Genomic DNA, 26,751 nt, shown 5'->3' with positions numbered 1-26,751 from the left:
GGGCCGAGTGTCGCGCCTTGCCGCAGACGGCGACGTGGGAACGGGCGGACGGGGTGGGCGAGTTGCGGCGCCTGCCGGGCCCCGTGCGGGGCCCCGGGGGCGGCGCGTGCCGCTCCCGGGGTGGATCCGGTCGCCGTCGGTCAGGAGGCGTCCGCCGGGTCGGGCTGCTCGGGCACGGTGCCCTTCGGAGTCTCCGGCGCCGGAGAGGCGTCGAGGTTGCGGGCCGCCCGGTCGAAGTAGCGGAGCAGTTCCACCGGGAAGGGCATCACGAGCGTGGAGTTCTTCTCCGCCGCCACCTCGACGACGGTCTGCAGCAGCCGCAGCTGCATCGCCTCGGGGGTGTCGGACATGATCCGCGAGGCGTTGGCGAGCTGCTGGGCCGCCTGGAACTCGCCGTCCGCGGTGATCACCCGGGCCCGCCGTTCGCGCTCCGCCTCGGCCTGCCGGGACATCGACCGCTTCAGCGACTCCGGCAGCTGTACGTCCTTGATCTCGACCCGGTCGATGTGGACGCCCCAGCCGGCCGCCGGGCTGTCGATCATCAACGCGAGCCCTTCGTGCAGCCGCTCCCGGTCGGACAGGAGGTCGTCCAGATCGCTCTTGCCGATGATGGAGCGCAGCGACGACTGCGCGACCTGGCCGACGGCGAAGGCGTAGTCCTGCACCTCGATCGCGGCGCGGGCGGGATCCGTCACCCGGTAGTAGACGACCGCGTCGACCTTGACCGACACGTTGTCCCGGGTGATGCCCTCCTGCGTCGGGATCGGCAGCGTCGCGACCTGGACGTTCACCTTCCGCATGCGGTCCGCGACCGGGATCAGGAAGGTGATGCCCGGCTGCCGATGGCCGGGCAGCGCCTTCCCGAAGCGGAACACCACCCCCCGCTCGACCTGATTGATCACCCGCATCCCGCTGCGCAGCAGCAACAGGAGGAAGACGACCACGACGACGACTCCGACCACTGCGCTCTCCATGGCGCCCTCCTTCGTGAAACCTGTCCGGCAGGGGTGAGGACGGCCGAGAGGAACCGGCGGATGCACTCCCCGCGTCAGGAACACGTCAAATCTTCGGTGTCCGCCCGGGGCAAGGAGCAGTCTTGGCTCACGTGACGCCAACCATCCATCTACGCCTGCCACTCGGGCAGCGCTCCCGGCACATGGTGATCTGCGGGGACGACGGTCTCGCCCACCGTCTGGCCATCGAGCTCGACGCGGTCTGCGGCGAGACGGTGACCGTGGTCCTGCCCTCGCGGCGCGACGGGTACGGAGCCGAGATCGCCGGCCTGCACCGCGACCCGCGATCGCCGGTCGAGCTGCTGGTCGCGGCGAGGCCGGACGAGCAGACCCTGCGCGCGGCCGGTGTCGAGCGGGCCGCCGCCCTGGCGCTGACGTACGGCGACGACCAGGTCAACGTGACCGCCGCGCTGCTCGCGCGCAGCCTCAACCCGTCCGTACGCCTGGTCATCCGCATGTACAACCGTGAGCGCGGGCGCCATCTGGAACGGCTCCTCGACCGGGCCGCCGAGGTCGGGGGACTGGCGGACGACGCGTCCCTGGACGCCTCGACCACCGTCCTCTCCGACACCGACACCGCCGTTCCGGAGCTCGTCTCGGCCGCCGCCGTCGGACAGGGCCACACGCTCCAGGTCGAGGGCAAGGTCTTCCGAGGCGTCGTACGCCCGGCGGGGGCACCCGGTCGGCCCACCGATCTGGCGACCCTGGCCGTGCTGTCCGGGGCACACCAGGACGACCCGGCGAGCGAGGACAGCGCGGAGACTCCCGGAGAGGACGGCACCCAACTGCTGCCGGACACCCGTACCTCCTACCACCGCCAGTTCACCCACGGCCGGCTCATGCTCGAAGAGGTCACCCACCACCATGACCCGGAGGCCCCGAAGGCCTCCCGCGGCCACCGGGACCTGCTGCTCGGTCATCTGACCCACCTGCCGTGGAAGGTCTTCGTCTCCAAGGAGGTCATCGCCGTCTTCGGGGCGCTGGCCGCCATCGTCGTCCTGCTGTCCGTCGCGACCGCCTTCGTCCTGGACGGCCCGCTGTGGAAGGACGTGTACCTGCCGCTGCTCGACATCTTCACCATGGGGGACCCGGCGACGGACGAGGAGCCGGCCCGCCGGATCCTCCAGCTCGTCGCGGGTTTCGTCGGCCTCGCGGTCCTCCCGCTGGTCGTGGCCGCCACCATGAACGCCACCGAGGCCTTCCGCAGCGCCTCCGCGAACCACCCGCCGTCCGCGAACCTGAGCGACCACATCGTGCTGGTCGGACTCGGAAAGATCGGCACGCGGGTCCTGGCCCGGCTCGGCACCACCGACCACAGGATCGTGGCCGTCGAGCGGGACCCGCACGCCCGCGGGGTCCAGCTCGCCCGCGAGCTCGGGATACCGCTGCTCCTGGAGGACGCCACCGCGCCCGGCGTCCTCGACCGGGCCCGTATCGGACAGAGCAAGTCCCTGCTCGTCCTGACCAGGGAGGACAGCGAGAACCTGGACATCGTCATGGCCGCGAGGGAGGCCAACCCGGGCATCAGGGTGGTGATGCGGCTGTACGACGACGACTTCGCGGCCACCGTCTCGCGGACCATGCGGGCCTCGTACCCCGATGCCCTGACCCGCAGCCGGAGTGTTTCCGCGCTGGCCGCCCCGTCCTTCGCCGCCGCGATGATGGGGCGGCACGTGCTGGGAGTGATGCCGGTCGAACGGGGCTCGCTGCTGTTCACGGTGGTCGACGTCGCCGGCCACCCGGAGCTGGAGGGCCGTTCCATCCACGCCGCGTTCCGCGAGAACGAGTGGCGCGTCCTGGCAGTCGGCGCCGCGGATGCCCGGTTCTCCTCGTCCTCGATGGACACACTCGCAGGGCTGCGGCTCGACCGGCAGGGCCTCGACTGGCACCCGCCGCACGGACGGATCCTGCGCGCGGGGGACCGGGCGGTCCTCGCGACGACCCGGCGGGGCCTCGACGTCCTGATGACCGGGGCGCAGCCGCACCCGCCGGAGCGAAGGCCCTGAGCGTCGCGGGCAGGAGGCCGGCGGCCGGGGACGGGCGGCGTCACCGCGCGGACGGTCTCCGGTCATGCCTCGGCCGGCGGGCCACTTCGTGGAGTCCGTGGAGGGGCCGGGAGAAGCTCAGGCATCCATACCGGAGGCCCTGAAGACGGCCTTGGCCGTCTCGCCGTCGACCTTGCCGGCCAGCCGCCGCAGGGCGACGACCCCGTACTCCAGCGTCCCGCGCTCCCGTGAGACGCGGGCGCCGGCGTCCAGCAGAAGCCACAGCCGCGGATTGTCGACCAGGACCCGCGGATCCAGGGGGACGAGCCCGCCGTCGCCGTCCTTGAGGACCAGTCTCTGCGCGACCCCGTCGGACCACACGACGGAGGTCAGCCGGTCCGTCCGGACCCTCCGGGTCCGGAACAGGTCACGTGTCGCGAGCCAGCCGGGGCCGGCGGTCACCCTCGGAGGCAGCAGGATCAGGAACAGCGACAGGGCCAGAACCGCCCACAGGGCGGCGCGTACGGCGCTGAGCGTTCCGTACGCCGCGTCGACGACGAGCAGCAGAGCCAGGAAGCCCGCAGCCCAGCAACCCGCGTACCGGAGGTCTCCGGCCCACCGCCGGTCGTGTGCCACGGGACCGGATGTCGCCGCGCAGCGCCATGAAGGGCGTGCTGTGAAACGCCGTCGCATGCGGCCAAGGTAGTTCCGTCGAGGGGAAGGCTCCCGCATCCTGACGCACCCCTGGCGACGAGCCCCCAGGTCCTGACGCCTTCCTGACGCCATGGCGCCCCGGCCGACGAGCGTCGACGTCCACCGGGGCCCGCCCTCCCGTCCCGGCCGCCCGGAAGACCGCGGGCTGCACGGACCATGCTCCGGTCGAGCGTGCGGCCGTCGGGAGTGGACCATGGGAGGTGAGGCCGGTGCGGCGTGTGGTGTCGCCGGTGGGCGAGGGGCGGTGTGCGTCGGCCGGGCGTGAGGAGGAGGCGGCCATGATCGTCGACTGTGCACACTACCGGGACGGGCGTCGGCAGCACGAGGGTGCGATGCCCCTGGAGCAGGCGGCCGCGCACTGCAAGCTGGGCGGGTTCGTCTGGCTGGGCGTCTTCGAACCCGGTCCCGAGGAGTTGACCCGGGTCCGTGAGGTCTTCGGGCTGCACGAGCTCGCCGTCGAGGACGCGCGGACCTTCCACCTGCGACCGAAGGCCGAGCAGTACGAGGACGGCACGGAGCTGATCATCCTGCGCACCGCGCGCTACGACGACGAGCGCGAGGAGATCGACACCGGCGAGATCAGCATCTTCCTCGCCGAACACTTCGTGATCACCGTGCGCCAGGGCATCGCGAGCGAGCTGCACGGAGCCCGGAGCCGACTCGAAAGCCGCCCCGAACTGCTGAAGGCCGGCAGCGCCTCCACGCTGTGGGCCATCTTCGACCAGGTGGTCGACAGCTACGCGCCGGTCGTCGAGGAGCTCGAACGCGACATCGAGCAGATCGAGGCAACCGTGTTCTCCGGGGCCGTGGCCCCGACGCAGCGCATCTACTCCCTGCGCCGCGAGGCGACCGACTTCTACCGCGCCGTACACCCGCTGCTCGCCGTGCTCGGACGGCGCCTGCAGCCCGGCAAGTCGCCGCCCGCGCTCCTGCCGTACATCCGCGACGTGCACGACCACCTGCTGCTCGTCAACGAGGAGGTCTCCGCACAACGCGACCTCCTCGCCACCGTCCTGGAGGCGAACATCGCGGTGATCTCCGTCGAGCAGAACAAGATCAACCTTCGGCAGAGCGCCACGATGGAGCGCCTCACCATCCTCGCCAGCGTGTTCCTCCCGCTGTCCTTCGTGGTCGGCTTCTTCGGACAGAACTTCGCCTGGCTCGTCGGCCACGTCACCAGCCTCACGGCGTTCCTCGTCCTCACCATCGCCGGAATGCTGCTGCCGTGCCTGATGCTCTACGCGTGGCTGCGCCGACGGAGCCGCGCCCTTCCGCCACCGCCGACGGCGGAGGTGACCAGCACCGTCCGGCGCGGAGCGGCAGCCCCCACGGAGTGAGGGCGCCGCGGACGGACCCCGGACGCTCAGTCGACCGACAGCGGCGCGCCCGGGCCGGGTGCCGAGGCCCGCGTGCCGGCGGGGCGCGCGACCTTTCCCGTACGCCTCGCATGGGCCAGGTACAGCACCGTCGCCACCACCAGGCCGACGATCCAGGAGATGTCGGCGCCGCCCAGGTCGTCGACCAGCGGCCCGGTGTAGAGGCTGCTGCTGATGAAGGGGATCTGCGCCGCGATGGCGACCAGGTAGATCAGGACGGCCGGCCGGTTCACCAGGCCGTACCTGCCCCGGGGCCGGAAGAGTTCGCCGATGTCGTAGTGGCCGCGCCGTACGACGTAGTAGTCCGCGAGGTTGATGGCGGTCCACGGCACCAGCAGGTACAGCAGGAACAGCGTGATGTTCTCGACGGTGCTCAGGATGTGGCCGCTCGCCATCAGCGTGGCCGCGATCGTGAGCGCGGCGCTCACCACGATGAAGACGGCGCGCACCAGCGGCGTCGCCGAGCCGTGGCCCTTCGCCGAGAAGGCGCTGACGGCGGTGAGGTACATGCCGTAGTAGCCGTACACACCGGCGGGGACGATGCCGATGACGATGGCGAGCAGGATGGCCGAGCTCAGCGCGGGGATCTGCCCGCTGAGCATGCCGACGGCGTCCTCGCCCACCGCTTCGGCGCTGATCGTCGCGGCGAACGCGCCGAGGATCATCACCCACGAGGAGCCGAGTGCCGAGCCGGCGTAGGTCCAGAGGAACGTGGTCCGCGACGGGGTGTCCTCGGGGAGGTAGCGCGAGTAGTCCGAGACGTACGGCGCCCAGGTCAGCTGCCACGAGACGAAGATCGATATGACGAGCAGGACCGTGCCGAACGACGGGGTCGGTCCGCTCGGCAGGCGCTCCGGCAGGTGACCGGCCAGCGCGAACGTGAGGGCGAGGAACAGCAGCCCCGAGACCACGCTGACCACCCGGGTCGACAGATGGATGACCTTGTACCCGACGATCGCGATGACCGCCGGGACCGCGCCCTGGATGATCACGGACCAGGTGAACGAGATGTGGGCCCAGTTCGCGAAGGCCTGCCCGGTGATGACGCCGCCCTCGATGCCGAAGCCGAGGTACATGCACAGGACGATCAGGACCGGCAGCAGCGTGCCGAGGAATCCGAACTGCGCGCGGCTCTGGATCATCTGGGGCACGCCCAGGCGGGGACCCTGGATCGAGTGGTACGCCATGAACACGGCACCGACGAGGTTGCCGATCAGGATCGTGGCGACGGCCCAGGGAAGGTCGAGTCCGAGGGTGACCGCCAGGACGCCGGTGACGAAACCGGTGATCTGCACGTTGCTGGAGAACCAGACCGTGAACAGGTGCCACGGCTTGCCGTGGCGCTCCTCGGGCGGGACCCAGTCGATCGAGTGCTGCTCGATCGCCTCGCGGTGCGAGTCGTGCGAGCCGCGCGAGTTGTGCGAACCGTGCGATCTGTCCCGTTCCATCTCATACCTCCTGCGGGGTCACGGCGGCCGCACGGGCGAGGGCGCCCAGCGCGTCGAGCTCGGCGGGTGTCTCGGCGACCGGCCGGTCGGTGGCGGAGAACTTCGCGATGACGACGTCGGTCCGCGGATCGAGCCAGAGGTACTGGCCGAAGATGCCGACTCCGTAGAAGGACCCGTGGTCGTCTCCCGGGATCCACCACTGGTTCTTGTAGGTGCCTCCCGCCGCGGCGTCGGACTCGGCCGTGGTCGTGAACCGCCCGCCGCGGCGCGTCCGGGCGATCCAGTCGGCCGGCACCACCGGTGTGCCCTCGCGCCACCCGTCGTCGAGGACCAGGCGCCCGAAGCGGGCGAGATCGCGCAGTCGCATCCCCATGCCGGCACACGCATAGGGCGTTCCGTGGTCGTCGACGGTGACGAAGGCGTCGTCCTCGGCGCCGATCCGCGACCAGATGTGCCGCCGCATCAGCTCGCCGTAGCCCGCGCCGCCGGCGCGTTCGAGCACCCACGCGAGGACGTCGGTGGTCCCCGAGCAGTACTGGAAGCCGGCGCCGTGCCGGCCGGCGCCGCGCAACCCGGCCAGGAACGACCGGGTGCCGACCACGTCGTCGGTCTGCCGCGGCCGCCAGCCGGCGGCGCGGTCGCCCGCGTGCACCTCGGCGTCGGGCTCCAGGTACGACATGTCGTAGTGCGGTGCCGCGGTCATGTCGAGCAACTGCCCCACGGTGGCCCCGGCGTAGGAACCGGCTGCCAGCTCCGGGACGTACGTCGGCACGGCCGCGTCGACGTCGAGGAGGCCGGCGGCGGCCAGCACCCCGGCGAGCATGCCGGCGAACGACTTCGAGAGGGACATCACGATGTGGCGCGAGGCGGCCGTGAACTCGCCGAAGTAGCGCTCCGCGAGGATCGTGTCGCCGCGCAGCACGAGGATGCCGTCGGTGTGCGTGCGGGCGAGCCACTCCTCCGCGCCGACCGCCCGCCCGTCGGGGCCCGGCACGGTCAGGAGGCCCCAGTCCAGGGGCTCGGTCGCGGGCACGAGCTCACGTACCGGTGCCTCACCGCGGGCGAGGGTCGCGCAGGGGATCACGTCCTCGACCCGGTGCAGGCCGAGCCGGTGGTGGGGCGGGGTGAGCCAGTTGCCGGACGAGATGTCGTAGGAGGTCATGGAGGAGATGGTGATTCCGGCCACCCGCACCTGTCCAAGACCTAAAACCTACCCATCGTGATGCCGTTTCGGCATGATGAGGCATGGAGCTACGCCACCTGCGGTGCTTTCTGACCGTCGCGCAACTCGGCACCGTCACGGCCGCCGCCGAACAGCTGCACATCGCCCAGCCCGCCGTGTCCCGGCAGATCCAGCGCCTGGAACGCGACCTCGGCGTGACGCTCTTCCGCCGCAACGGCCATCGCCTGTCCCTCACCGACGCGGGCCGCCACACGCTCGACGTGGCGCATGACCTGCTCAGCCGGGCCGACCGGCTGACGACGGTCGCGGGGCAGCTGGCCGACGGACGGCTGACCCGGATCTCCTGCGTGGCCGCCCCCACGACGCTGGACTACGTCCTCGCTCCGTTCGTCGCCACCCTCGGAGACGACGACCCGTTCATCGCCGTCGTCTCGGTCCTCGGCGACGAGGTCCACGAGGCGGTCGCCGCCGGGCAGGACTTCGGCATCGCCGCGAACCTGCCCCCCGCGGGCGGCCTCGCCTGGCAGCACCTCACCCGCGTGCCCCTCCACGCCTACGTCGACCCGGGCCACCCCTGGGCCCGCGAGACCGCCGTCACGCTGGACGAGCTGGTGGATCAGCCCCTCCTCCTCCCCGGCCGGACGGACCCGACGCGTGCCGTCCTCGACGCGGCCGTCATCGCCGCCCGATCCGGGTACCGGCGCCACACCGAGGTCCCGTGGGAGCAGATGCGCCACGCCCTGGCGGCAGGGCGGCGCGGCGTCGCGATCGGGACCGAGCTGCCCCGGTTCGGCACCCGCCCCCTGCTCGTCCTCGACGCCGACGGCGCTCCCGTCCAGCTCCCCATCCACGCCTGCTGGAGCGCCGACCACTACGCGGCCGCCGCCCTCGAGCAGCTGGCGACGCGACTGGGCGCCTTCGCCGAGCAGGTCGTCCGCCCCGAGGCCGAAGCGATCTGAGGTGCGGAGGGTTCGGCGCAGGTCCCTGACGCCGGTTCACGGGAGAGCCCGCACGCTCACCGCTGCCCGTCGGACCCACCGAGCCCCGGCGCGCCCCAGACCGGGAACCAGCGCTCCATGTCGGGTTCCAACGCGAGATCGCCCGCGAGGAGGCCCCTGACCTCCAGCTCGAGGGCGTTGTCGCGGGTCTCGGCCCGGTCCGCGCGCGGGGCGAAGGGGTAGAAGGTGCCGCGCTTGTAGAGGTAGACGAGGGCGAGGTCGCGGGTCCGGTCCGTGCCGCTTCCCGCGTCGCTTTCCGGGGCGTGGAACGCGGTCAGGGAGCAGAGAAGGTTCGGGCCGAAGCCGGCCTCCTCCAGGAGGGCGTTGACCGCGTGCAGGTCGTTGACCAGGGTGATCAGGTCCTCGGCGGGACGCCGGACGGTGAGCCACGTGTAGCCGTACGCGTCCGAGGTGTACGTCACGGGCGACACCCCCGGCCCGGCACCCGCACCCGGATCGGGAGCGGCCGACGCCTCGACGTCGAGGAGGTCCCGTACATCGCCCTTCAGACGCGCGAACGCACCGCCCTCCACCGCCGCGAAGCACACCGCCCCGGCGCCGGTCGGCACGAAGCCCGTGCCCGCCTGCAGGGTCAACGCGGCGGCCGGGAGCCCGAAGAGCCGGTCCAGATCGGGCCGCACCGGCCGGCTGCGCCCGAGGATGCTGTCGAGGAGTCCCACCGCCGTCACGCCTCACCCAGCCGCGCCGAGATCCGCGCGAGCTGTTCGAGCCGCTGCTCCAGAGTGGGGTGGGTGGAGAGCAGCCGGCTCAGGCTCTCCTTGGACGAGAAGGCAGGAGCGAACCAGAACGCGTTGTACGGCTCCGCCTTGCGCAGGTCCTTCGTCGGGATCCGGGCCATCTCCCCGTTCACCTTGGTGAGAGCGGAGGCGAGCGCCGAGGGGCGGCCGGTGAGGAGCGCGGCGGCACGGTCGGCGGCCAGTTCGCGGTAGCGGGACAGCACCCGGGTCAGCAGGAAGCTGACGACGTAGACGGCGGCGCTGACCACGGGCACGAGGATCACGGCGACGCCCATGGTGCTGTCCCGGCTGCGGCCGAGACCGCTGTACAGCGCGACCCGTGTCATCATCCCCGCGAGCACCCCCAGGAACGACGCGATGGTCATGACCGCCACGTCCCGGTGCGCCACGTGCGACATCTCGTGCGCAAGGACCCCCTCCAGCTCCTCCGGCTCGAGCCGCCGCAGCAGACCGGTCGTGACGCAGACCAGCGCGGTCTTCTCGCCGCGGCCGGTGGCGAACGCGTTCGGCAGGTCGCTCTCGGCGATCGCGACCTTCGGCTTCGGCATGTCGGCCAGGGCGCAGATCCGGTCCACGGTGCCGTGCAGTTCGGGCGCCTGCTCGCGAGTCACCTCGCGCGCCCCCATGCCCAGCGCGGCGATCCGGTCGCTGAACCAGAACTGCCCGACGAACAGCGCGCCCGTGATCAGCAGGATGACGGGCCAGGACCCGCGCATCAGCACCAGCAGGACGCCGACGAAGACCACGTACAGGAGGCCGATCAGGAACATCGTCGTCGCCATGCGGGTCGCGAGCCCCCGGTCGGGGGCGTAGCGCGAGCGGGACGAGGACCGAGTACCGGACATCCGCGCACCCTCTTCCACGAGTGGGCGGAACGGGCCCTGCCCCGGGCCGGGGCAAGCCCTCCGCCCCCTCCTGCCAGTGTGCTCCCCCGCACGGGAGAACGGGCGCGGGGCGGGCGTGCCCGGCTGGGATCCGGGCTTTCGGCGGCCGTGCGTGCGCGGCGGACGCCTTTGCGTGACCGTTCGAGGACGTCCCCGTCAGCCGGTCGCGGGGTGCAGGCGGTCGCCCAGGAAGGCCAGGATCTCGTTCCGGGCCCGGACGGTGGGGTGGCCGGCCTCGTCGACCAGGTGGGCGGTGACGACGCTGTGCGGCGTACCGACCGTCTCGGCGAAGAACGGCGGGGGAGCGGGGTTCGCCGCGCTGTCCGGGAGGACACGGCCGTCGAAGGCGTCGCCGAGCAGCGCGCGGTACGCCGCGAACCGCCGGCCCGTGCACCAGCGGTCGCCCTCGAAGCGGTACGCGAGGACGGTCAGCCCGTCGCGGGCCACCCGCTCCTGGATCGCGCGCGCGTCCGCCTCGTCGAGTTCGAGGCCGCCGGGGTCGTCGAGGGGCAGGGAGGGGTGGTTGACCACGGGCGCGATCACGGCCGGCTCCAGGGCCATCGTCAGGGCGAAGTTGCCGGTGAAGCACAGGCCGATCGCGCCGACGCCCGGGCCGCCGCACTCGGCGTGCGCCCGGCGCGCCAGACCGCGCAGCCACGCCGCGACCGGGCTCGTACCGCCCCCGGCGAACGCCCGGAACTCCGCGCTGACGCACGCCCGCCGGATCACCTCCTGGCCGCCCTCCACCGTGGGGAAGGCGCCGTCGGTCCCGAAGAGGGAGGGTACGAGGACGGTGAAGCCGGCGTCCCGCACCCAGCGCGCGAGGCGCAGCACGTCGGGACTGATGCCGGGCATCTCGGGCAGGACGACGACGGCGGGCCCGGAACCGGCGGTGTGGACGGTCTTCACCACGCCGTCCACGTCGATGAGCCGAGGGGTGAAGTCGTCGAGGGGATCGTCGGCGGAAGGAGTCATGCGCACAGCCTGGCCCGCCGCCGGGAGCCCGGGGGAGGGGCGAGATCGCCACAGGTGCCGGTAATCCCGCCACCCGCCACCCGCCACCCGCCACCCGGAGCCCGCCACCCGGAGTCCGGGGGAGGCGCGAGATCGCCACAGGCACCGGTAACCTCGCCACCATGAGTGCGCTGCGCGTCGGCGTCCTGGCGTATCCGGGCTGCTTCGCGTCCGAAGTCTTCGGCGTCCCCGACCTGTTGACGATGGCCGGACACATCGCGGGGCCCGACGGCCCCGGGTACCAGGTGTCGATCGTCTCGCCGCGCCGCCGGGTCACCGCCTCCGGCGGCGCGCGGCTCGACGTCGGTCCCCTCCGCGAGGCCGACGTCCTCGTCGTCCCGGGCTTCGAACTGCTCCTCGACGCCGACCTGGACGAGCGGCTCGGCGCGCTCGGCCCCGAGATCGCCGCGATCCGCGCGCAGTTCGCCGCCGGCACCGCCGTCGTCTCGCTCTGCGTCGGCGCGTTCCTGCTCGCCGAAGCCGGACTCCTCGACGGGCGACGCGCCACGACGTCCTGGCTCCAGGCGGACGCGCTGGCCCGCCGCCGCCCGGCCGTCGACGTCCGGCCCGAAGAACTGGTCGTCACCGACACGGGGGTGACGACCACGGCCGCCTTCAGCGCCATGTACGACTTCGCGCTCGACCTGATCCGCCGGCACGGCGGGCCCCGCGTGGCCCGCGCCACCGCCCGTCTCGCCCTCGTCGACGACGCGCGCACCTCCCAGACCCCGTACGTCGACGCCCGGCTCCTCCCGCAGCCCGGCCACGCGTTCTCCGAGCGGGTCATGCGCCATCTCGACCAGCACCTCGCCGACCGCTACGACCTCGCCGCCCTCGCCGCGGCCTTCGGAGTCAGCACCAGGACCCTGCTGCGCCGGTTCTCCGCCGAGACCGGCCGCACCCCGCTCGCCCACCTCCAGGCCTCGCGCGTCCGTCGCGCCCGCCACCTCCTGGAGACCACCGACCGCACCGTCGCCGCCGTCGCGGGCTCCGTCGGCTACCGCGACCCCGGCACCTTCGCCGCCCTCTTCACCCGCCACACGGGCCGGCCCCCGAGCGCTTACCGGACCGCCTTCCGCGCGCACCGAAAGGCCGGTGACACATGAACAACAGAGGTCAAAGCGGCATCCGGAAAAGGGAGTTGACCGAGCGCTGAGGTACGTTGACGGCGTGACCGACATCGAATCGCGCATCGACACCTCCCGGCCGCACACCGCCCGGATCTGGAACTACTGGACCGGCGGCAAGGACAACTACCCCGTCGACCGGGAGGCCGGCGACCAGATCCGGGCGCTGCACCCCGGCATCGGGGAGTACGCGAAGGCGGACCGGCTGTTCCTCGGGCGGGCGGTGCGGCACCTGGCCGAACAGGAGGGCATCCGGCAGTTCCTGGACATCGGGACGGGACTGCCGAGCGCCGACAACACCCACGAGGTCGCCCAGCGCATCGCCCCCGACGCGCGCGTCGTCTACGTCGACAACGACCCGCTCGTCCTCGCGCACGCCCGCGCCCTGCTGGTCGGGACGCCCGAGGGCCGCACCGACTACCTCGACGCCGATCTGCGGGACGTCGACACGATCCTGGCCGCCGCGGCGAAGACGCTCGACCTGTCGCAGCCGGTCGCGCTGATGCTGCTGGGGGTCGTCATCTTCGTCGAGGACGACGAGGAGTCGTACGCGATCGTCCGCCGGCTCATGGACGCGCTCGCCCCCGGCAGCCACCTCGTCCTGTCCCACACGGTCACGCACCCCGACATGCCGGACGTCGACGCGGCGGTGGCGTTCTGGAACGAGCACGGCACCCCGAAGCTCACCCAGCGCACCCCCGCCGCCGTCGCACGGTACTTCGACGGCCTGGAGCTCCTCGACCCCGGCGTGGTCTCCTGCTCCGCGTGGCGGCCGGAGACGCCGGCGGACGACGTGGCGATGTACGCGGGCGTCGGCCGCAAGTAGCGGGCGGCGCCCCGCCCGAGCCGCATCGAGGCGGGCGCCACGAACATGCTGGAGATGAACGTCACCGGCAGCGCGAGCGGGTACACGACGGCCGTGACGAGCCCGCCCGGCACCAGCAGGCCGAGGGGCATGCCGATCCCGGTGACGACGGCGGTCTCGAGGACCGCGCGCGCCGTCTCGGAGCACATCCGGCTCGTGAGCAGGGACGCGGGCGACATCGGCATCGAGCGGAACCGTCCGAAGACGGCCTCCTCGGTGTCCCTCGCCGTGCCCTGGGCGGCGGCGGCGATCCCGTACGTCATCACCATGACGAAGATGCCCGCGATGAGGAACTCGCGGCAGGTGCCGTTGCCCGGCACCTGCATCGCGCCGTCGAAGGCGTGGCCGAAGAGCAGCGGGAGCATGACGGCACGAGGAGGGCGATGGCCGGCTCGGCGGGCTGCCGCAGGGCGTGGGTGAGGTGGCGTCCGGTCAGGACGAGGGTGTCGGCGAGGGCCTTGCGGCTCCGGCCGCGGCGTACGTAGGCCGCGGCCCCGTGGACCGGGGGATGGTGGCGGTCATGAGGAGAGGACCTCCGTCTCCGGGGCGGGGGTGTGGCGCTCTGTCAGGTGGAGGAAGACCTCGTCCAGGGTGGGGCGCCGGATCGCGATGTCCTCGACCCGCACGCCCCGGTCCTCCAGGGCGCGCAGGACGTCGGTGAGGACGGCGATCCGGTCGGTCACCGGGGCCGTGCACGCCGCGCTGTCGGCCGGCGGATACGACGAGGAGGGCGGGCCCGACGACGAGTTCGTCTTCGGCCTGGACCGCGTCCTCGACGACGTACAGCGGCTCATCGAGGTCCGCGGTGCCGCGCCCGCCGGGCGGGAACCGGACGCCTGAAGCCTTTTCGCCGGAGGAATGCCGTGTCCCGAGGTCCGCACCTGGGGCAGGATGCGGCGTGGACGCGCGTGCGCCGGACGAGGAGGAACCGTGGGGGACGGCAAGCTGCTCGCAGTGAGCGACATTCATGTGGCATACAAGGAGAATCGTTCCGTCGTCTCCTCGTTACGACCCGGCTCGGACGAGGACTGGCTGATCGTGGCGGGGGACGTCGGCGAGAAGTTCGCCGACGTGGAGTGGGCCCTGACCCTCCTCGCCGAACGGTTCGCGAAGGTCGTCTGGGCCCCGGGCAACCACGAGCTGTGGGCGCACCCCGAGGACCCCTGCGACCTGCGGGGCGAGAAGCGCTACCAGCACCTGGTCGACCTCTGCCGCTCCCTCGGCATCGCGACCCCCGAGGACCCCTACCCCGAGTGGCGGGGCGACGGCGGGCCGGTCACCGTGGCCCCGCTCTTCCTGCTCTACGACTACTCCTTCCGCGACCCCGGCCTCACCGTCGAGGAGTCGCTGCACCGCGCCCGCGAGGCCGGAATCGTCTGCACCGACGAGTACTTCCTGCACCCCGACCCCTACCCGGACCGGGCCGCCTGGTGCCACGCCCGGATCGCCCACACCGAGCGGCGGCTGGCCGCCCTGCCCCCGGACGCGCGCACCGTGCTCGTCAACCACTTCCCGATGACCCGCGAACCGACCCGCATCCTGCGCTACCCCGAGTTCGCCCAGTGGTGCGGCACCGAACGCACCGCGGACTGGCACACCCGGTTCCGTGCGCTCGCCGTCGTCTACGGACATCTGCACATCCCGCGCGTCCTGTGGCAGGACGGCGTCCGCTTCGAGGAGGTCTCCCTCGGCTACCCCCGGGAATGGCGGCCGCGCCCGCCCCGGGAACCCCTGCACCAGATCCTGCCGGTCCCGCGCACCGCGGGAGCGATCCTGTGATCGAGGCGATCCTTCCCCCGGACGTGGTGTCCGTGGCGGCACCGGGCGACCTCCCGGACGACGCCCTGGAGCACGGCGAAGGGCTCTTTCCCGAGGAGGAGGCGCTCATCGCGCGCGCCGTACCCCCTCGGCGGCGCGAGTTCACCACCGGACGGATCTGCGCACGCCGGGCCCTCGCCCGCCTCGGCCTGCCCCCGGCCCCCCTGCTGCGCAACCGGCGGGGCGCCCCCCAGTGGCCCGCCGGCGTGGTCGGCAGCATGACCCACTGCCAGGGCTACCGGGCCGTCGCCGTCGCCCGGACCGGCCGGCGGGTGACGATCGGCATCGACGCCGAACCGCACGCGCCGCTGCCGGACGGCGTCCTGGAGGCGATCGCGCTGCCCGGCGAACAGCGGGCCATGGCCGCCCTCGCCCGGCACAGCCCCGGAACCGCCTGGGACCGGCTGCTGTTCAGCGCCAAGGAGTCCGTGTTCAAGGCCTGGTACCCGCTCACCGGAGAGGAACTCGGCTTCGACGAGGCGGACGTCACCCTCGACCCGGACCACGGCACCTTCACCGCCCGCCTGCTGCGCCCCGGCCCCCACGTCGCCGGCCGCCCCCTCACCGGCTTCTCCGGCCGCTGGCTGAGCCGTGCCGACCACGTCGCCACGGCGGTGGTGCTGTGACCGCGTAGCCGGTGGGAGACGCGGGCGCTCCGCCACCGGTCAGTACGATGGCCGCTGCCCGTGGCGGGCGAGCCGGAGCGGCGGACGGGAGGATGACGCGTGGTGGACCGGAGCAGGGGCGGGGCGGAGCCCGGACCGCGCAGGCGGGGACAGGGCGAGCTGGAGGCCCAGGTGCTCGGCGTCCTGCGCGGAGCGGCCGAGCCGGTCCCCGTGGCCTGGGTGCAGGAGCGCCTCGGCGGCGGTCTCGCGTACACCACCGTCATCACCATCCTCACCCGGCTGCACGCGAAGGGCGCGGTCGTACGCGAGCGGGCCGGGCGGTCCTTCGTCTGGACCGCCGTCGCGGACGAGGCCGGGCTCGCCGCGCTGCGCATGCGCAAGGTCCTCGACGCCGAGACCGACCGCGAGGCCGTGCTCGCCAGCTTCGTCACCGCGCTCTCGCCGAACGACGAGCGGCTGCTGCGTGAACTCCTGGCCGATGTCCCGGAGGAGGCCCCCGGGGAGGGGGAAGACTGACCGCCATGGGAGTCTTCGTCTTCCTTCCGCTCGTCCTTCCGCTCACCGCCTGGCCGGTGGCCCGGCTCGCCGAGCAGCGCCTGCACCCGCGCACCGCGACCCGCCTCCTCACCGCCGTCGCCGGCGTCCTCGCCGTGTGCAGCACCCTGTGCCTCGGACTCCTCGTGATCGTGGGCACGGCACAACTGCCGGGGAACCCGCTGCCCGACGGGTGGTCCGACCCCGAGGTCCGCGCGGCCGTCCCGTACGACGAGGTCGCGGGCCGGGCGGCCATCCCCGCGCTGCTCGCGGTCCTCGTCTCCTGCGCCTGGGCGGCCTGGCGGCACGCGCGGGTGCGCCGCCGCGCGGTGGCGGCGCTCGCCGGCCTGTCTGCCGGACCGGTCGCGGTGCTGCCGGACCCCGACCCGTACGCGTACGCCCTTCCCGGCCGTCACGACCGGGTCGTGGTGAGCGCGGGGATGCTGGCGGGGCTGAAGGCCGCCGAACGCCGGGCCCTCTTCGCCCATGAACGGGCTCACCTGACGGGCCGCCACCACCGGCACCTGCTCGTGGTGCACCTCGCCGCCCGGGCCAACCCGTTCCTGCGCCCGCTCCGTACCGCCGTGACGTACACCGCCGAGCGCTGGGCCGACGAGGACGCGGCGACCGCGGTCGGCAGCCGCCGCACCGTCGCCCGCGCGATCGGCAAGGCGGCCCTGATGTCCCGCGCACCGCTCGCGGTCACCCTGCCCACCTTCGCGGCCGCCGGGCCCGTGCCCCGCCGGGTGGCGGCACTCATGCGGCCGGCCCCGGCGGGGCGTGCCTGGCCTTCGGCGTTCACGGCGGTGGGCCTGGCGGTGTGGGGTGCCGCCGCCGGCGCGACCGTGTCGGCGCTGTTCTCCGCGAACTCCGCCGTGACGCTCTTCGCCATCCTGCGGGCGGCCACCCCGATGTAGCCCTCCCGGGAGGGGCACTACGGGGTGAGCCAGCCGCGCAGCAGTCTGCTCACCGCGGGCATCGCCACGTACGTCATCAGCACGTTGAAGACGCAGGCGACGATCGCGCTGCTCAGCAGCAGGGGAAGCCCGGTGAGGCGGGGCACGAGGAAGAGGCTGCCGAGGACGGAGACCGGGTAGATCGCCAGGGTCGCGCTGATCGCCATCTTCCACCGGGGCGGCGCGGGCCGGGTCGATCCCGGCTTGGCGAACCAGGTCTCCATGCCGGTGAGCTTCCGCCGGGCGATCTCGGTGTGGTGGTGCCCCCGGCAGTCGGCGAACCAGGCGGCCCGCTCGGGGGACTCCTGCCAGGCCCGGCAGGCCTCCGCGTCCCGGAACCGGTGGACGAGGAACCAGGGGGCGTCGCCGCCGGAGGAGCGGAAGAGACCGTACCCGAGGTGGCCGGGGAACGTGGCGGCCGTGTCGAGGACGCCCTTCGCCCACACCTCGAAGGCCGCTTCGTGTCCGGGCTCCACCCGGCGGGCTATCAGCAGGGTCACCTCGCCGGTGTCGGCGGGCACGGTGGTGTGTTCAAGGCTGACCGCGGTCACAGGTACTCCTCGTGATCACGCCGCGCCCGCCCTCACTCTACGCGGAGCCGGGCCGGACCGGGCCGGGAGGCACGGGTCCCGGCGCGGTCGGCCCTTCAGGGCATTCGGCGTCCGGGGCGCCGCGCGGCGTCGGAGCGGGGCCGACGGTTCGGGATATCAGTGGTCGCAGGCGGCGGTCGGCGGTGACCGCCACTGTCCGGAAAGGCGGGAGCCCCGTGGCCGTCCAGCCCATCCCCGAGGGATATCCGCGTGTCACGCCGTACCTCTGCGTCGACGGAGCCCCGGAGGCGATCGACTTCTACGTGGCCGTGCTCGGCGCGACCGAGCGGATGAGGATGCCGGCGCCCGACGGCAGGATCGGCCACGCCGAGCTGGAGCTCGGGAACGGGCTCGTCATGCTCGCGGACGAGTTCCCGGACATGAACTTCCGCTCGCCGAAGTCCGTCGGCGGCACGCCCGTCACCCTCCACGTGTACGTCGAGGACGTCGACGCGGTCTTCGCCGCGGCCCTCGCACGGGGCGCCAGGGAACTGTCGCCGGTGAAGAACGAGTTCTACGGCGACCGCACCGGACAGATCGAGGACCCCTTCGGCCACCGCTGGAACATCTCCACGCACGTCGAGGACGTCTCCCCGGAGGAGATGGAGAAGCGGGCGGAGGAGGCCATGCGCTCCATGGAGCCCTGAGGACGGCACTCCGGGGAGCCCTGAAGGGCCTCCCCGGAGTGCCGGCGGTCCGCCCTAGCCCTCCGCGTCCGGGGCGATGTTCTGGTTGTGGTGGAAGACGTTGTCCGGGTCGTACGTCTTCTTCACCTCGGCCAGCCGGCCGTAGTGCCCCCGGTACGTCGCCCGGACCCGGTCCTGGGTCTCGTCCGCGCCGAGGAAGTTGACGTACGCGCCGCCCATCGAGGTGGGGTGCAGGGCCTCCCAGTAGTCCACCGCCCAGGTGCGGAGCGCCTCCGCGTCGGACGGTTCGGGGCTGATGGCGCCGATCACGCCGGACCAGATCGCGTCCCGGTAGGCCCAGGCCGTGTCCATGGCTTCCACGCGGTGGGCCGCGCCGTCGACGGGGTAGAGGTGCATCGTCGACAGCTCGGTCGGGATGTTCTCCAGGAAGGTGCGGTGGACGTCGATCGCCTCCTCCGGGATGGCGTCGAAGAAGTCGCCGCGCCAGTACCACTGCAGGCCCTTCGGGATCAGGTCGTCGAACATCGCCTGGAGGGCCGGGTACGGGATCGGCGTCGCGAAGTGGAAGGCCGGCGGGGCCGGATCGGCCACCGCGGCGAAGGTCCTCGCGAGGCTCTCCTCGTCCGTCGGGCCCGTGCTGCACCAGATCACGCCGCACATCTTCTTGTGGTGGATCTCCTCGGGGAAGGGCGGTCCGGGAGCGACCGTCAGCGTGGCGAAGAAGCCGTTCAGTTCGTCGGGCGCCGCCGGCAGGAACTCCCGGTACCAGCGCAGCACCGCCCCGATGTGCTCCGGCTCCCACAGGGTGACGCCGAGCCCGACGTCGACCACCGGGTGCAGGGCGTACGTGAAGGACGTCGCCACGCCGAAGTTGCCGCCGCCGCCGCGCAACGCCCAGAAGAGATCGGGGTGTTCGTCCGCCGACGCGGTGACGACCGTGCCGTCCGCGAGGACCACGTCCACCGCGAGCAGGTTGTCGACGGTCAGCCCGTACGCCCGGGTGAGGTGCCCGTGTCCGCCGCCCAGCGTCAGCCCGCCGACGCCGGTCGTCGACATGATGCCGGCGGGCGTCGCGAGCCCGAAGCCGTGCGCCTCGTGGTCCAGGTCCCCGAGCTGGCTGCCGCCGCCCACCAGGGCGGTCCGCCTCGCGGGGTCCACCCGCACCCAGCGGATGCCGGACAGGTCGATCATCAGCGAGCCGTCGACCAGGCACAGGCCGCCCCCGCTGTGCCCGCCGCCGCGGACCGCCAGGTCCATGCCGGTCTCCCGGGCGTACCGCACCGCCGCCCGGACGTCCGTGGTGTCCGCGCACCGGGCGATGACGGCCGGCCGCCGGTCGATCATCGCGTTGTAGATCTGCCGGGCCTCGTCGTACCCCGCGTCCTCCGGGCCGATGACCTCGCCGCGCATCACCTCGCGCAAGGCCTCCACCGCCGTGCCGCCCATGGCCACTCCTTCAGGGCACCCCTGGCTGCCGGCCGTGCTACCCCTTCAGTCTCCCCCCGCCGCCCGGGGGCCGCGAGCCATGACGCACGACTCGCTCCCCGCGCCGCCGGCCACCGGCCGGGGCCGACGACGCGGGGACGGGTCACCGGACGCGGAAAGTGGCCATCATGCCCATGGCGGAGTGGTCGAGCATGTGGCAGTGGTACACGTAGTCGCCCCGGTACCCGTCGAACGTCACATGGAGCTTCACCGTCTCGCCCGGCATCACCCGGACCGTGTCCTTCAGGCCCGTCTCCGTCGGTCCCGCGGGCCGCCCGCCGCGTTCGAGGACGCGGAACTGCACCAGGTGCAGATGGAAGTTGTGCGGGGCGCGCCTGTTGGAGTTGGTCACGTTCCAGATCTCGGACGACCCGAAGGCCACGGTGGTGTCGACGCGATCGGGGTCGTACATCCGCCCGTTGATGAACCCCCGGGGATCGGGGCGCCCGTCCTCGTCCATGCTGAGCTCGATGTCGCGGGTCACGGCGGCCTCGGGCAGCGCGGCGGCCGGCCGCAGGGTGCGCAGCACCTCGGGGACGCTGCTGGGGTCGTCGGCGGTGCGCACGACGTCGAACGCCAGCACCCTGCCGACCTGCTCGGGCCGGCCGGGGCCGGTGTTCGTGAGGACGAGACGGGTGCCGACGGCGTGGCGGGAGAAGTCGACGACCACGTCGGCGCGTTCGCCGGGCGAGAGCGTGAGGACGGGCACGGCGACGGGGTGTTCGAGCAGCCCGCCGTCCGAGGCGATCTGGGTGAGCGGAGTGCCGTCGGACAGACCCAGCGCGAAGAGGCGCAGGTTGGAGCCGTTGAGCAGACGGAAGCGGTACTTGCGGGCCGCGACCTCGAAGTACGGGGTCGGCCTGCCGTTCGCGAGGACGGTGGTGCGGTTCCGGTCGCTCATCGTGTACGCCAGCTGCCCCCGCTCGTCGAAGCGGGCGTCGCGGAGCGTGATGGGCACGTCGTACCGGCCCTTCGGCAGGGGCAGGCTCTGTTCGAGGTCGTCCGTGAGCAGATAGTTGCCGGACAGTCCGCGGTAGACGTGCTCGGCCTCCATGTGGTGGGCGTGGTCGTGGAACCAGAGCGAGGCGTGCGGCTGCCGGTTGGTGTACACGTACGTCCGCGCGGTCCCGGGCGCGAAGACGTCCATCGGGTTGCCGTCGGAGGCGGACGGTACGTTCCCGCCGTGCAGGTGGACGGTGACGGGCATGTCCAGGCCGTTGTGCTGGCGGACGAGGACACGGCGCCCGGAGCGTGCGTGGATGACGGGGCCGGGGAAATGCCCGCCGTAGGTCAGGACGTCGGTGGCGATGCCGGGGAGGATCTCGGCGGTGGACCTGCGGATCTTGAGCTCGTAGCAGTCCACGGCACCCGTCGAGGAGATCGGGCGCAGCACGGTCGGGACCGGCATGGCCGTGGTGAACGCGGGCGGCACGGGGCCCTTCGCACGGCGCGTGCCGGCCGGTGGCAGGGCCTCCGCCGCGTGCGCCTCGCCCCCGGCGAGTATGCCGGGGGCGAGGAGCGGCAGGCCTGCGGCGGCGAGAGCGCCGCCGAGCATGCTGCGACGGGTGATCATCTGCTTCCTCCCGGGAGGTGGGCGGCCGGTGACGCCGGACGAGTGGCTTCCGGCGGGCCGGCCGACACTCTGTGAACCAGGTCTAACCGAGAGCGGAGGGAACCGCACACGGCGGCGGCGCCGACGTGACCCAAGCGGGTGGCCAGGTGCTTTGCGCGGTCATCGGCGCGACGGGGACGGCTTCACCCGGGGGAAGGCGGTGCGCAGCGCGGAGCCGCGGGCGAGGAACGCGAGGCGGACGACGGGCAGCACGCAGACGGTCTGCATCACGGCGTACCACGGCGGGCACACGCCCGGGATCAGGTCGACGCCGATGATCGCGACCGGCAGGATGCCGGCGAGGGTCCGCACCCGCTCGAAGGCCCGCCGGGATCCCCGGGAGGCGGAGACGAGCAGGCGGTGGACCGCCACGGCGACCACGGGCAGCAGGACGGCCCGTACCCACATGAACGTGTTCACGGGATGACCGCCGGCCGCCACCGCGACGACGGTGAGGAGGGAGAGGGCGCCGAGTGCGCCGTAGATCTTGACGCTCGTCCTCGCCGTGGCGAAGGCTCGTCGGGTGGGGGCACGGTCGAGCGGGGCGGCCGTGGACGGGGTGTTCGGGTTCAGGTCGGTTTCCATGTCACCGACCCTGCCGGGCGTCCGGCGGGGCCGGTATCCGTCTGGGCGCACGAGGGGGTGGGGCCGGCCCCACTCCTGGGCCGACCGGGGGAGAGGGGGGCCGCCGCCGGTGCACAGTGGACGCACTGAGTGGATGCCCCGAACGGAAGACGAAGGCGGAGGCATGAGACAGCTGGGCAGGTGGGCGGTGCGCGTCGGCGTGGGGTTCTTACGGGCGTGCGCCGTGGCGGGGGTCGGCATGCTCGTCCCGGCCGTGTGGGCGGCCGCCGTGGCACTGGGCATCCGGTGGGGACCGGGCAACCCGTGGTCGTGGATCGCGCCGGTCGTCCTGGTCTGCGCGGGCACGCTCGCCCTGTCCCGGCCGGTCTGCCGGGCCGTCCGCGCCCTCGTCGCCCGGTGGACGGGCACCGTCGTTCCGGCCGGCTACCGGGAGGCCCCGCCGGTCGCGCGGCTGTCCACGGGCTACTGGTGGAACGGCTTCGGTTACGAGCGCACCCGCCGCGACGCCCTCATGGACCAGCGGTGGCGCATCCGGTGGAACGACCCCGCGAACCTGCGCGACCTGAGGTTCACGGCGATCGTGCCGCTCACCGCGGGCCTGGTCGCGCTCCTGCCACCGGCCGGGGTGGCCGCGGCCGCCCTCGGCTTCGCGGGCGGGTTCGGACCCGGACCCGGATCCGGGTCCGGTACGTCCGTGACCATCGCCCGCCTCGTCGGAGTGCTCGGTCTGGCGACGGCCGTCGCCGTCTCCCCGTACGCCTGGCGGACGATCGAGCCGGTCGCCGTACGCTTCCTGCGTCCCTCGGCGGCCATGGCCCTGGCGGAGCGCGTGGAGCAGCTCACCGCACAGCGTGCCGAGGTGACGATCGCTCAGGCAGCCGAGATCCGCCGGATCGAGCGCGACCTGCACGACGGCGCACAGGCCCGGCTCGTCGGCCTCGGGCTCTCCCTGGCGACGGCGGAGAAGCTGATGGAGACCGACCCCGACCGGGCGAAGGCGCTCATGCGGGAGGCGCGGGCGGGCGCCACCGCGTCCCTGACCGAACTCCGGGAACTGGTCAGGGGCATCAACCCGCCCGTCCTGAGCGACCGGGGACTCGTCGACGCCGTCCGCGCCCTCGCCCTGGACAACCCGCTCGACGTCGCCGTCCGCGCGGACCTCCGCCACCGACCGGACCCTCCGGTCGAGACGGCCCTGTACTTCGCCGTCGCCGAACTCCTGAGCAACGCGGTCAAGCACGCCGGGGCGACCCGGGCCCGGATCTCCCTCACCGAGGGCGCCACGGGCGCGGGAAGTGTCGTCATCGAGGTCGAGGACGACGGCCGCGGCGGGGCCCTCGTCCGCGACGGCGGCGGCCTCGCCGGGCTGCGCCGCCGTCTCGCCGCCTTCGACGGCACCCTGGAGATCACCAGCCCGGTGGGCGGCCCCACCCTCGCGACCCTGGAGGTGCCATGCGCATCGTCGTAGCCGAAGACCTCTACCTGCTGCGCGACGGAATGGTCCGGCTCGTCGAGGCGTACGGCCACGAGGTGGTGGCGACGGCGGCCACCGGACCGGAGACCCTCCAGGCGCTGCGCACCTGGCGGCCCGACGTCGCCGTCGTCGACGTCCGCATGCCGCCGACGCACACGGACGAAGGCCTGCGGGCGGCCGTCGCGGCCCGCGCCGAACTGCCGGGACTGCCGGTCCTGATCCTCTCCCAGTACGTCGAACAGCTCTATGCCCGTGAGCTGTTGGCCGACGGCTCCGGCGGGATCGGCTACTTCCTCAAGGACAGCGTGTTCGACGCCGACCAGTTCATCGACGCGTTGGAACGCGTCGCGGCCGGCGGAACCGCGATGGACCCGGCCGTCATCGCCAAGCTGTTGGGCGGCGGGTCCTCGAACCGACGTCTGGAACGGCTCACCGAACGCGAGCACTCGGTCCTCGGCCTCATGGCCGAAGGACTGTCGAACCAGGTCATCGCCCAGCGCCTGTTCCTCAGCGAGAGCGCCATCGGGAAGTACACGACCTCCCTGTTCGGCAAGCTCGGCATCGTCGACGACGGCACCAACAACCGCCGGGTCCTCGCGGTCCTGGCCTATCTGAACAGGGACTGATCCCGTTCGGTCACGGTCGGCCGGTCTTCGCCAGCCCCGTGGCCAGGCCGTCCGCGTCCCGGGTGACCTCCAGGACGGCGTCGACGGCGGCGCGGTCGATCGGGCCGAAGACGTGCGGGAACAGGGTCTCCTCGGAGACGCCGGGCGGTGGGGTGGGGGCGGCGGCCTCCCACTCCGTCCTCGCCGTGAGCCGGCTCTCGTCGAGGAGGAGGACGAGGAGCGGCCCGGTGACGCCGCGGAAGTAGGCGTTGACGACGGCGAGCGTGGTCGGCTCGTCGGGGGAGCAGTGCACGAACCCCTCCTCCGCGAGGGAGGCGGGGGCGTACGGCTCCTCCGGCCGGGCGGACCACTCAGCGGGCGTCACCACGTGGTAGATCATGCTCCGGTTATAGCAGCAGCGCCCGGCGTCACCAGGTTCGCCCGGCCTCGATGAGCACGTCCCGGACGCGGGTGACGTCGGGGTTGCCGGGGCGGCCCGGGCGCTGGACGAGGTAGCCGGTGTTGATGGGCGGGTCCTCCGGTTCGTGCAGGGACACGAGCGCGCCCGAGGCCAGTTCGGCCTGGCAGAGGTAGCGCGGCAGGACGCTGAAGCCCGCTCCGGCGACGACCGCCGCGAGCACCCCGCGAAGGTCGGGCACGGTCACGGCGGCGGGGCGGGAAAGGCGCGCCCCGAACACATGGCGCCAGTAGCGGCGGGCTATCGGCAGATCCTCGGCGTACGTGACGAGGGGGACGGGATGCAGCGCCGCCGGTCCCTCCAGGGCCAGCCGCTCCTTGACGCGGTCGGCCCAGACCGGGGCCGCGACCAGGACGAACTCCTCGTCGGTGAGCGGGACGGCGGTCAGCGCCCGCCCGCGCGGCCGGAAGGTGGCGATCACCAGGTCGTGCCGGCCCGCGCGCAGCTCGTCGAGGAGCGGCTCGGTCAGACCCGGGCTGACCCTGAGCCGTACGCCTTCGGCCGCCAGCGGGGCGAGGGCGGGCAGCACGCGTGCGCAGAGCAGTTCGGCGGGGCCCGCCAGATGTACGGGAGCGGCCCGCTCGTGCGGTACGGCCGCGTGCCCGGACACGGCGGCCAGCGCGTCGAGGGGCCCGGCCACCCGGGCCGCGAGCTCGTCGGCGACGGCGGTCGGGGCGACGCCGCGCGGCAGCCGCTCGAAGAGTTCGCGTCCCGTCTGCCGTTCGAGGGCGCGGATCTGGGTGGTCACCGTCGGCTGCGACAGACCGAGCAGCCCTGCGGCGGCGGTGAACGATCCGGAGCGGTGGACGGCGAGGAAGGTCCGCAGCAGGTTCAGATCGGCCACCGGCTGAGCTGCTGCGCCATCGGAATCGTGATGTCTCACGGCGTGAAGCCTAACCAGGCCTATGACAGGGCGGCCTCGCCCCGGAAGGTGCGCCGGTACGCGAGCGGGGAGACGCCGATCGCCGCGTGGAGGTGCTGGCGCAGCGACGTGCCGGTCGCGAAGCCCACCTGGCCCGCGATGTCGTCCACGGCGAGGTCCGTGGACTCGAGGAGTTGCCGGGCGCGGGCCACCCGCTGCTGGATCAGCCAGCGGCCGGGGCTCATGCCCACCTCCTCGTTGAACCGGCGGGCGAAGGTCCGCAGGCTCATCCGGGCATGGGCGGCGAGCTCGCTGAGGGCGAGCGGCTCGTGCAGGTTCTCCAGCGCCCACTGCCGGGTCGCCGAGGTGTCGTTCGCGGCGGTCTCCGGCACGGGCTGCTCGATGTACTGGGCCTGCCCGCCGTCCCGCCAGGGCGGCACGACACAGGCGCGGGCCACGTGGTTGGCGACGGCGGCGCCGTGGTCCTTCCGTACGAGGTGCAGGCAGACGTCCACGCCGGACGCGGCGCCCGCCGAGGTCAGCACGTCGCCGTCGTCGACGAACAGCACGTCCGGGTCCAGGGCCACCTGCGGGAACCACTGGCGGAAGACGGCGGCGAGCGCCCAGTGCGTGGTGGCGGGGCGGCCGTCCAGGAGCCCGGCGGCGGCGAGGACGAACGCGCCCGTGCAGATGGACACGACGCGGGCCCCGGCCGGCACGGAGGCCAGCGCCTCGGTGACCCCGGCGGGGAGCTCGCGGGAGAGGAGGGACATGTCGAACGGCGGAAGGATGACGGTGTCGGCCGTACGGAGCGCCTCGGGGCCGTGCGCGACGGTCACCGAGAAGTCGGAGTTGGTGCGGACGGGCCGGCCGTCCACCGAGCAGGTGAGGACCTCGTAGCGGTCGGCCACCGCGCCGAACACGCGGCTGGGAATGCCCAGTTCGAAGGGATAGACCCCGTCCATGGCGAGGACGACGACACGATGACGATCACCCGCGGCAGGGCCCGGGGCAGGGTCCGTGACAGAACTCATGGCAGGATCCCTTCGAAAGATGGCAATCATGCCATGGTACGGGACGGGACGGCCCGCGAGTCTTGACGGCATGACGAACC

At 73.0% G+C, this 26,751-nt stretch carries 28 protein-coding genes and 1 pseudogene; 13 read left to right on the top strand and 16 right to left on the bottom strand.

The window, feature by feature from the left end; translation table 11 throughout:
• Positions 1–140 precede the first annotated feature (140 nt).
• Positions 141–974, bottom strand: coding sequence for a slipin family protein (locus ACFYX3_RS15270; protein ID WP_389013000.1), 834 nt, complete (start codon positions 972–974; stop codon positions 141–143).
• 131 nt (positions 975–1,105) lie between these two features.
• Between ACFYX3_RS15270 and ACFYX3_RS15265 the strand changes: the two genes are divergently transcribed.
• Positions 1,106–3,019: an NAD-binding protein gene (locus tag ACFYX3_RS15265; protein ID WP_389012997.1), complete on the top strand. Its 1,914-nt coding sequence runs from the start codon at positions 1,106–1,108 to the stop codon at positions 3,017–3,019.
• A 117-nt stretch (positions 3,020–3,136) separates the two neighbouring features.
• Here ACFYX3_RS15265 and ACFYX3_RS15260 read toward each other — a convergent pair whose 3' ends face one another.
• A complete protein-coding gene (locus ACFYX3_RS15260; protein WP_389012994.1) occupies positions 3,137–3,634 on the bottom strand; it encodes a hypothetical protein in 498 nt (165 codons plus the stop codon).
• Positions 3,635–3,990: 356 nt separating this feature from the next.
• On the opposite strand from ACFYX3_RS15260, the gene ACFYX3_RS15255 reads away from it, so the two are divergent.
• Complete coding sequence (locus ACFYX3_RS15255) at positions 3,991–5,049, top strand: magnesium and cobalt transport protein CorA (RefSeq protein ID WP_389012991.1); 1,059 nt, start codon at positions 3,991–3,993, stop codon at positions 5,047–5,049.
• 26 nt (positions 5,050–5,075) lie between these two features.
• Here ACFYX3_RS15255 and ACFYX3_RS15250 read toward each other — a convergent pair whose 3' ends face one another.
• Together ACFYX3_RS15250 and ACFYX3_RS15245 are read right to left on the bottom strand one after the other, a co-directional pair.
• A complete protein-coding gene (locus tag ACFYX3_RS15250) occupies positions 5,076–6,536 on the bottom strand; it encodes a purine-cytosine permease family protein (protein ID WP_389012988.1) in 1,461 nt (486 codons plus the stop codon).
• A gap of 1 nt (position 6,537) precedes the next feature.
• Complete coding sequence (locus ACFYX3_RS15245) at positions 6,538–7,698, bottom strand: serine hydrolase domain-containing protein (protein ID WP_389012985.1); 1,161 nt, start codon at positions 7,696–7,698, stop codon at positions 6,538–6,540.
• Positions 7,699–7,781: 83 nt separating this feature from the next.
• Here ACFYX3_RS15245 and ACFYX3_RS15240 point away from each other — a divergent pair, with 83 nt between their 5' ends.
• A complete protein-coding gene (locus tag ACFYX3_RS15240; RefSeq protein ID WP_389012982.1) occupies positions 7,782–8,678 on the top strand; it encodes a LysR family transcriptional regulator in 897 nt (298 codons plus the stop codon).
• A gap of 56 nt (positions 8,679–8,734) precedes the next feature.
• On the opposite strand, the gene ACFYX3_RS15235 is transcribed toward ACFYX3_RS15240, so the two are convergent.
• The 3 genes from ACFYX3_RS15235 to ACFYX3_RS15225 form a co-directional block, all read right to left on the bottom strand.
• Positions 8,735–9,397: a hypothetical protein gene (locus tag ACFYX3_RS15235; RefSeq protein WP_389012979.1), complete on the bottom strand. Its 663-nt coding sequence runs from the start codon at positions 9,395–9,397 to the stop codon at positions 8,735–8,737.
• Positions 9,398–9,402: 5 nt separating this feature from the next.
• Entirely contained in the window at positions 9,403–10,320 is a 918-nt protein-coding gene (gene htpX, locus ACFYX3_RS15230) for a zinc metalloprotease HtpX (protein ID WP_389012976.1), read from the bottom strand.
• Between the two features lie 195 nt (positions 10,321–10,515).
• Positions 10,516–11,334 (bottom strand): dienelactone hydrolase family protein, encoded by an 819-nt coding sequence (locus ACFYX3_RS15225; protein WP_389012973.1) that lies wholly within the window; start codon positions 11,332–11,334, stop codon positions 10,516–10,518.
• Positions 11,335–11,495: 161 nt separating this feature from the next.
• Between ACFYX3_RS15225 and ACFYX3_RS15220 the strand changes: the two genes are divergently transcribed.
• Together ACFYX3_RS15220 and ACFYX3_RS15215 are read left to right on the top strand one after the other, a co-directional pair.
• Entirely contained in the window at positions 11,496–12,479 is a 984-nt protein-coding gene (locus ACFYX3_RS15220; protein ID WP_389012970.1) for a GlxA family transcriptional regulator, read from the top strand.
• A gap of 64 nt (positions 12,480–12,543) precedes the next feature.
• Positions 12,544–13,326, top strand: a complete 783-nt coding sequence (locus ACFYX3_RS15215) for an SAM-dependent methyltransferase (protein ID WP_389012967.1) — start codon at positions 12,544–12,546, stop codon at positions 13,324–13,326.
• A 101-nt stretch (positions 13,327–13,427) separates the two neighbouring features.
• Here ACFYX3_RS15215 and ACFYX3_RS15210 read toward each other — a convergent pair.
• Both ACFYX3_RS15210 and ACFYX3_RS15205 read right to left on the bottom strand, forming a co-directional pair.
• Positions 13,428–13,691, bottom strand: a pseudogene (locus ACFYX3_RS15210) (ABC transporter permease); the annotation flags it as partial.
• 192 nt (positions 13,692–13,883) lie between these two features.
• A complete protein-coding gene (locus ACFYX3_RS15205; protein ID WP_389012964.1) occupies positions 13,884–14,048 on the bottom strand; it encodes a hypothetical protein in 165 nt (54 codons plus the stop codon).
• A gap of 7 nt (positions 14,049–14,055) precedes the next feature.
• On the opposite strand from ACFYX3_RS15205, the gene ACFYX3_RS15200 reads away from it, so the two are divergent.
• The 5 genes from ACFYX3_RS15200 (at position 14,056) to ACFYX3_RS15180 (ending at position 17,260) form a co-directional block, all read left to right on the top strand.
• Positions 14,056–14,205 (top strand): hypothetical protein, encoded by a 150-nt coding sequence (locus ACFYX3_RS15200; protein ID WP_389012962.1) that lies wholly within the window; start codon positions 14,056–14,058, stop codon positions 14,203–14,205.
• A 51-nt stretch (positions 14,206–14,256) separates the two neighbouring features.
• The gene (locus ACFYX3_RS15195; RefSeq protein ID WP_389012959.1) at positions 14,257–15,144 is read left to right on the top strand and encodes a metallophosphoesterase family protein; all 888 of its coding nucleotides are present in this window, start codon (positions 14,257–14,259) and stop codon (positions 15,142–15,144) included.
• A complete protein-coding gene (locus ACFYX3_RS15190) occupies positions 15,141–15,809 on the top strand; it encodes a 4'-phosphopantetheinyl transferase (RefSeq protein WP_389012957.1) in 669 nt (222 codons plus the stop codon). Before ACFYX3_RS15195 ends, ACFYX3_RS15190 begins: the two co-directional genes overlap by 4 nt.
• Before the next feature lie 99 nt (positions 15,810–15,908).
• On the top strand, positions 15,909–16,325 hold the full coding sequence (locus tag ACFYX3_RS15185; RefSeq protein ID WP_382657467.1) for a BlaI/MecI/CopY family transcriptional regulator: 417 nt from the start codon (positions 15,909–15,911) through the stop codon (positions 16,323–16,325).
• Between the two features lie 5 nt (positions 16,326–16,330).
• A complete protein-coding gene (locus ACFYX3_RS15180; RefSeq protein WP_389012953.1) occupies positions 16,331–17,260 on the top strand; it encodes a M56 family metallopeptidase in 930 nt (309 codons plus the stop codon).
• A gap of 17 nt (positions 17,261–17,277) precedes the next feature.
• On the opposite strand, the gene ACFYX3_RS15175 is transcribed toward ACFYX3_RS15180, so the two are convergent.
• Entirely contained in the window at positions 17,278–17,850 is a 573-nt protein-coding gene (locus tag ACFYX3_RS15175) for an antibiotic biosynthesis monooxygenase (RefSeq protein WP_389012950.1), read from the bottom strand.
• A gap of 215 nt (positions 17,851–18,065) precedes the next feature.
• Here ACFYX3_RS15175 and ACFYX3_RS15170 point away from each other — a divergent pair, with 215 nt between their 5' ends.
• Positions 18,066–18,536, top strand: a complete 471-nt coding sequence (locus ACFYX3_RS15170; RefSeq protein WP_389012947.1) for a VOC family protein — start codon at positions 18,066–18,068, stop codon at positions 18,534–18,536.
• 54 nt (positions 18,537–18,590) lie between these two features.
• On the opposite strand, the gene ACFYX3_RS15165 is transcribed toward ACFYX3_RS15170, so the two are convergent.
• The 3 genes from ACFYX3_RS15165 to ACFYX3_RS15155 form a co-directional block, all read right to left on the bottom strand.
• Positions 18,591–19,982, bottom strand: a complete 1,392-nt coding sequence (locus ACFYX3_RS15165; protein WP_389012944.1) for an FAD-binding oxidoreductase — start codon at positions 19,980–19,982, stop codon at positions 18,591–18,593.
• 142 nt (positions 19,983–20,124) lie between these two features.
• Positions 20,125–21,594 (bottom strand): multicopper oxidase family protein, encoded by a 1,470-nt coding sequence (locus ACFYX3_RS15160; protein WP_389012941.1) that lies wholly within the window; start codon positions 21,592–21,594, stop codon positions 20,125–20,127.
• Positions 21,595–21,753: 159 nt separating this feature from the next.
• The gene (locus ACFYX3_RS15155) at positions 21,754–22,218 is read right to left on the bottom strand and encodes a hypothetical protein (RefSeq protein WP_389012938.1); all 465 of its coding nucleotides are present in this window, start codon (positions 22,216–22,218) and stop codon (positions 21,754–21,756) included.
• Between the two features lie 163 nt (positions 22,219–22,381).
• Between ACFYX3_RS15155 and ACFYX3_RS15150 the strand changes: the two genes are divergently transcribed.
• Together ACFYX3_RS15150 and ACFYX3_RS15145 are read left to right on the top strand one after the other, a co-directional pair.
• Positions 22,382–23,686 carry a sensor histidine kinase gene (locus ACFYX3_RS15150; RefSeq protein ID WP_389012935.1) on the top strand — a complete coding sequence of 435 codons (1,305 nt, stop codon included), beginning with the start codon at positions 22,382–22,384 and terminating at the stop codon, positions 23,684–23,686.
• Entirely contained in the window at positions 23,671–24,318 is a 648-nt protein-coding gene (locus ACFYX3_RS15145; RefSeq protein WP_385657792.1) for a response regulator, read from the top strand. The genes ACFYX3_RS15150 and ACFYX3_RS15145 overlap by 16 nt, the downstream gene beginning before the upstream one ends.
• A 10-nt stretch (positions 24,319–24,328) precedes the next feature.
• On the opposite strand, the gene ACFYX3_RS15140 is transcribed toward ACFYX3_RS15145, so the two are convergent.
• The 3 genes from ACFYX3_RS15140 to ACFYX3_RS15130 are packed head-to-tail and all read right to left on the bottom strand — an operon-like array spanning position 24,329 to position 26,671.
• Positions 24,329–24,697 carry a DUF952 domain-containing protein gene (locus ACFYX3_RS15140; RefSeq protein ID WP_376585282.1) on the bottom strand — a complete coding sequence of 123 codons (369 nt, stop codon included), beginning with the start codon at positions 24,695–24,697 and terminating at the stop codon, positions 24,329–24,331.
• A gap of 28 nt (positions 24,698–24,725) precedes the next feature.
• Entirely contained in the window at positions 24,726–25,658 is a 933-nt protein-coding gene (locus ACFYX3_RS15135) for a LysR family transcriptional regulator (protein ID WP_389012930.1), read from the bottom strand.
• A 20-nt stretch (positions 25,659–25,678) separates the two neighbouring features.
• Complete coding sequence (locus ACFYX3_RS15130) at positions 25,679–26,671, bottom strand: GlxA family transcriptional regulator (protein WP_389012927.1); 993 nt, start codon at positions 26,669–26,671, stop codon at positions 25,679–25,681.
• Positions 26,672–26,751: the final 80 nt, after the last annotated feature.

Source organism: Streptomyces sp. NPDC002463 (assembly GCF_042889835.1).
Lineage (GTDB): Bacteria > Actinomycetota > Actinomycetes > Streptomycetales > Streptomycetaceae > Streptomyces > Streptomyces nymphaeiformis.
Note: the sequence above shows the minus strand (reverse complement) of the source record. Positions and strands in the feature narration are given on the sequence as shown.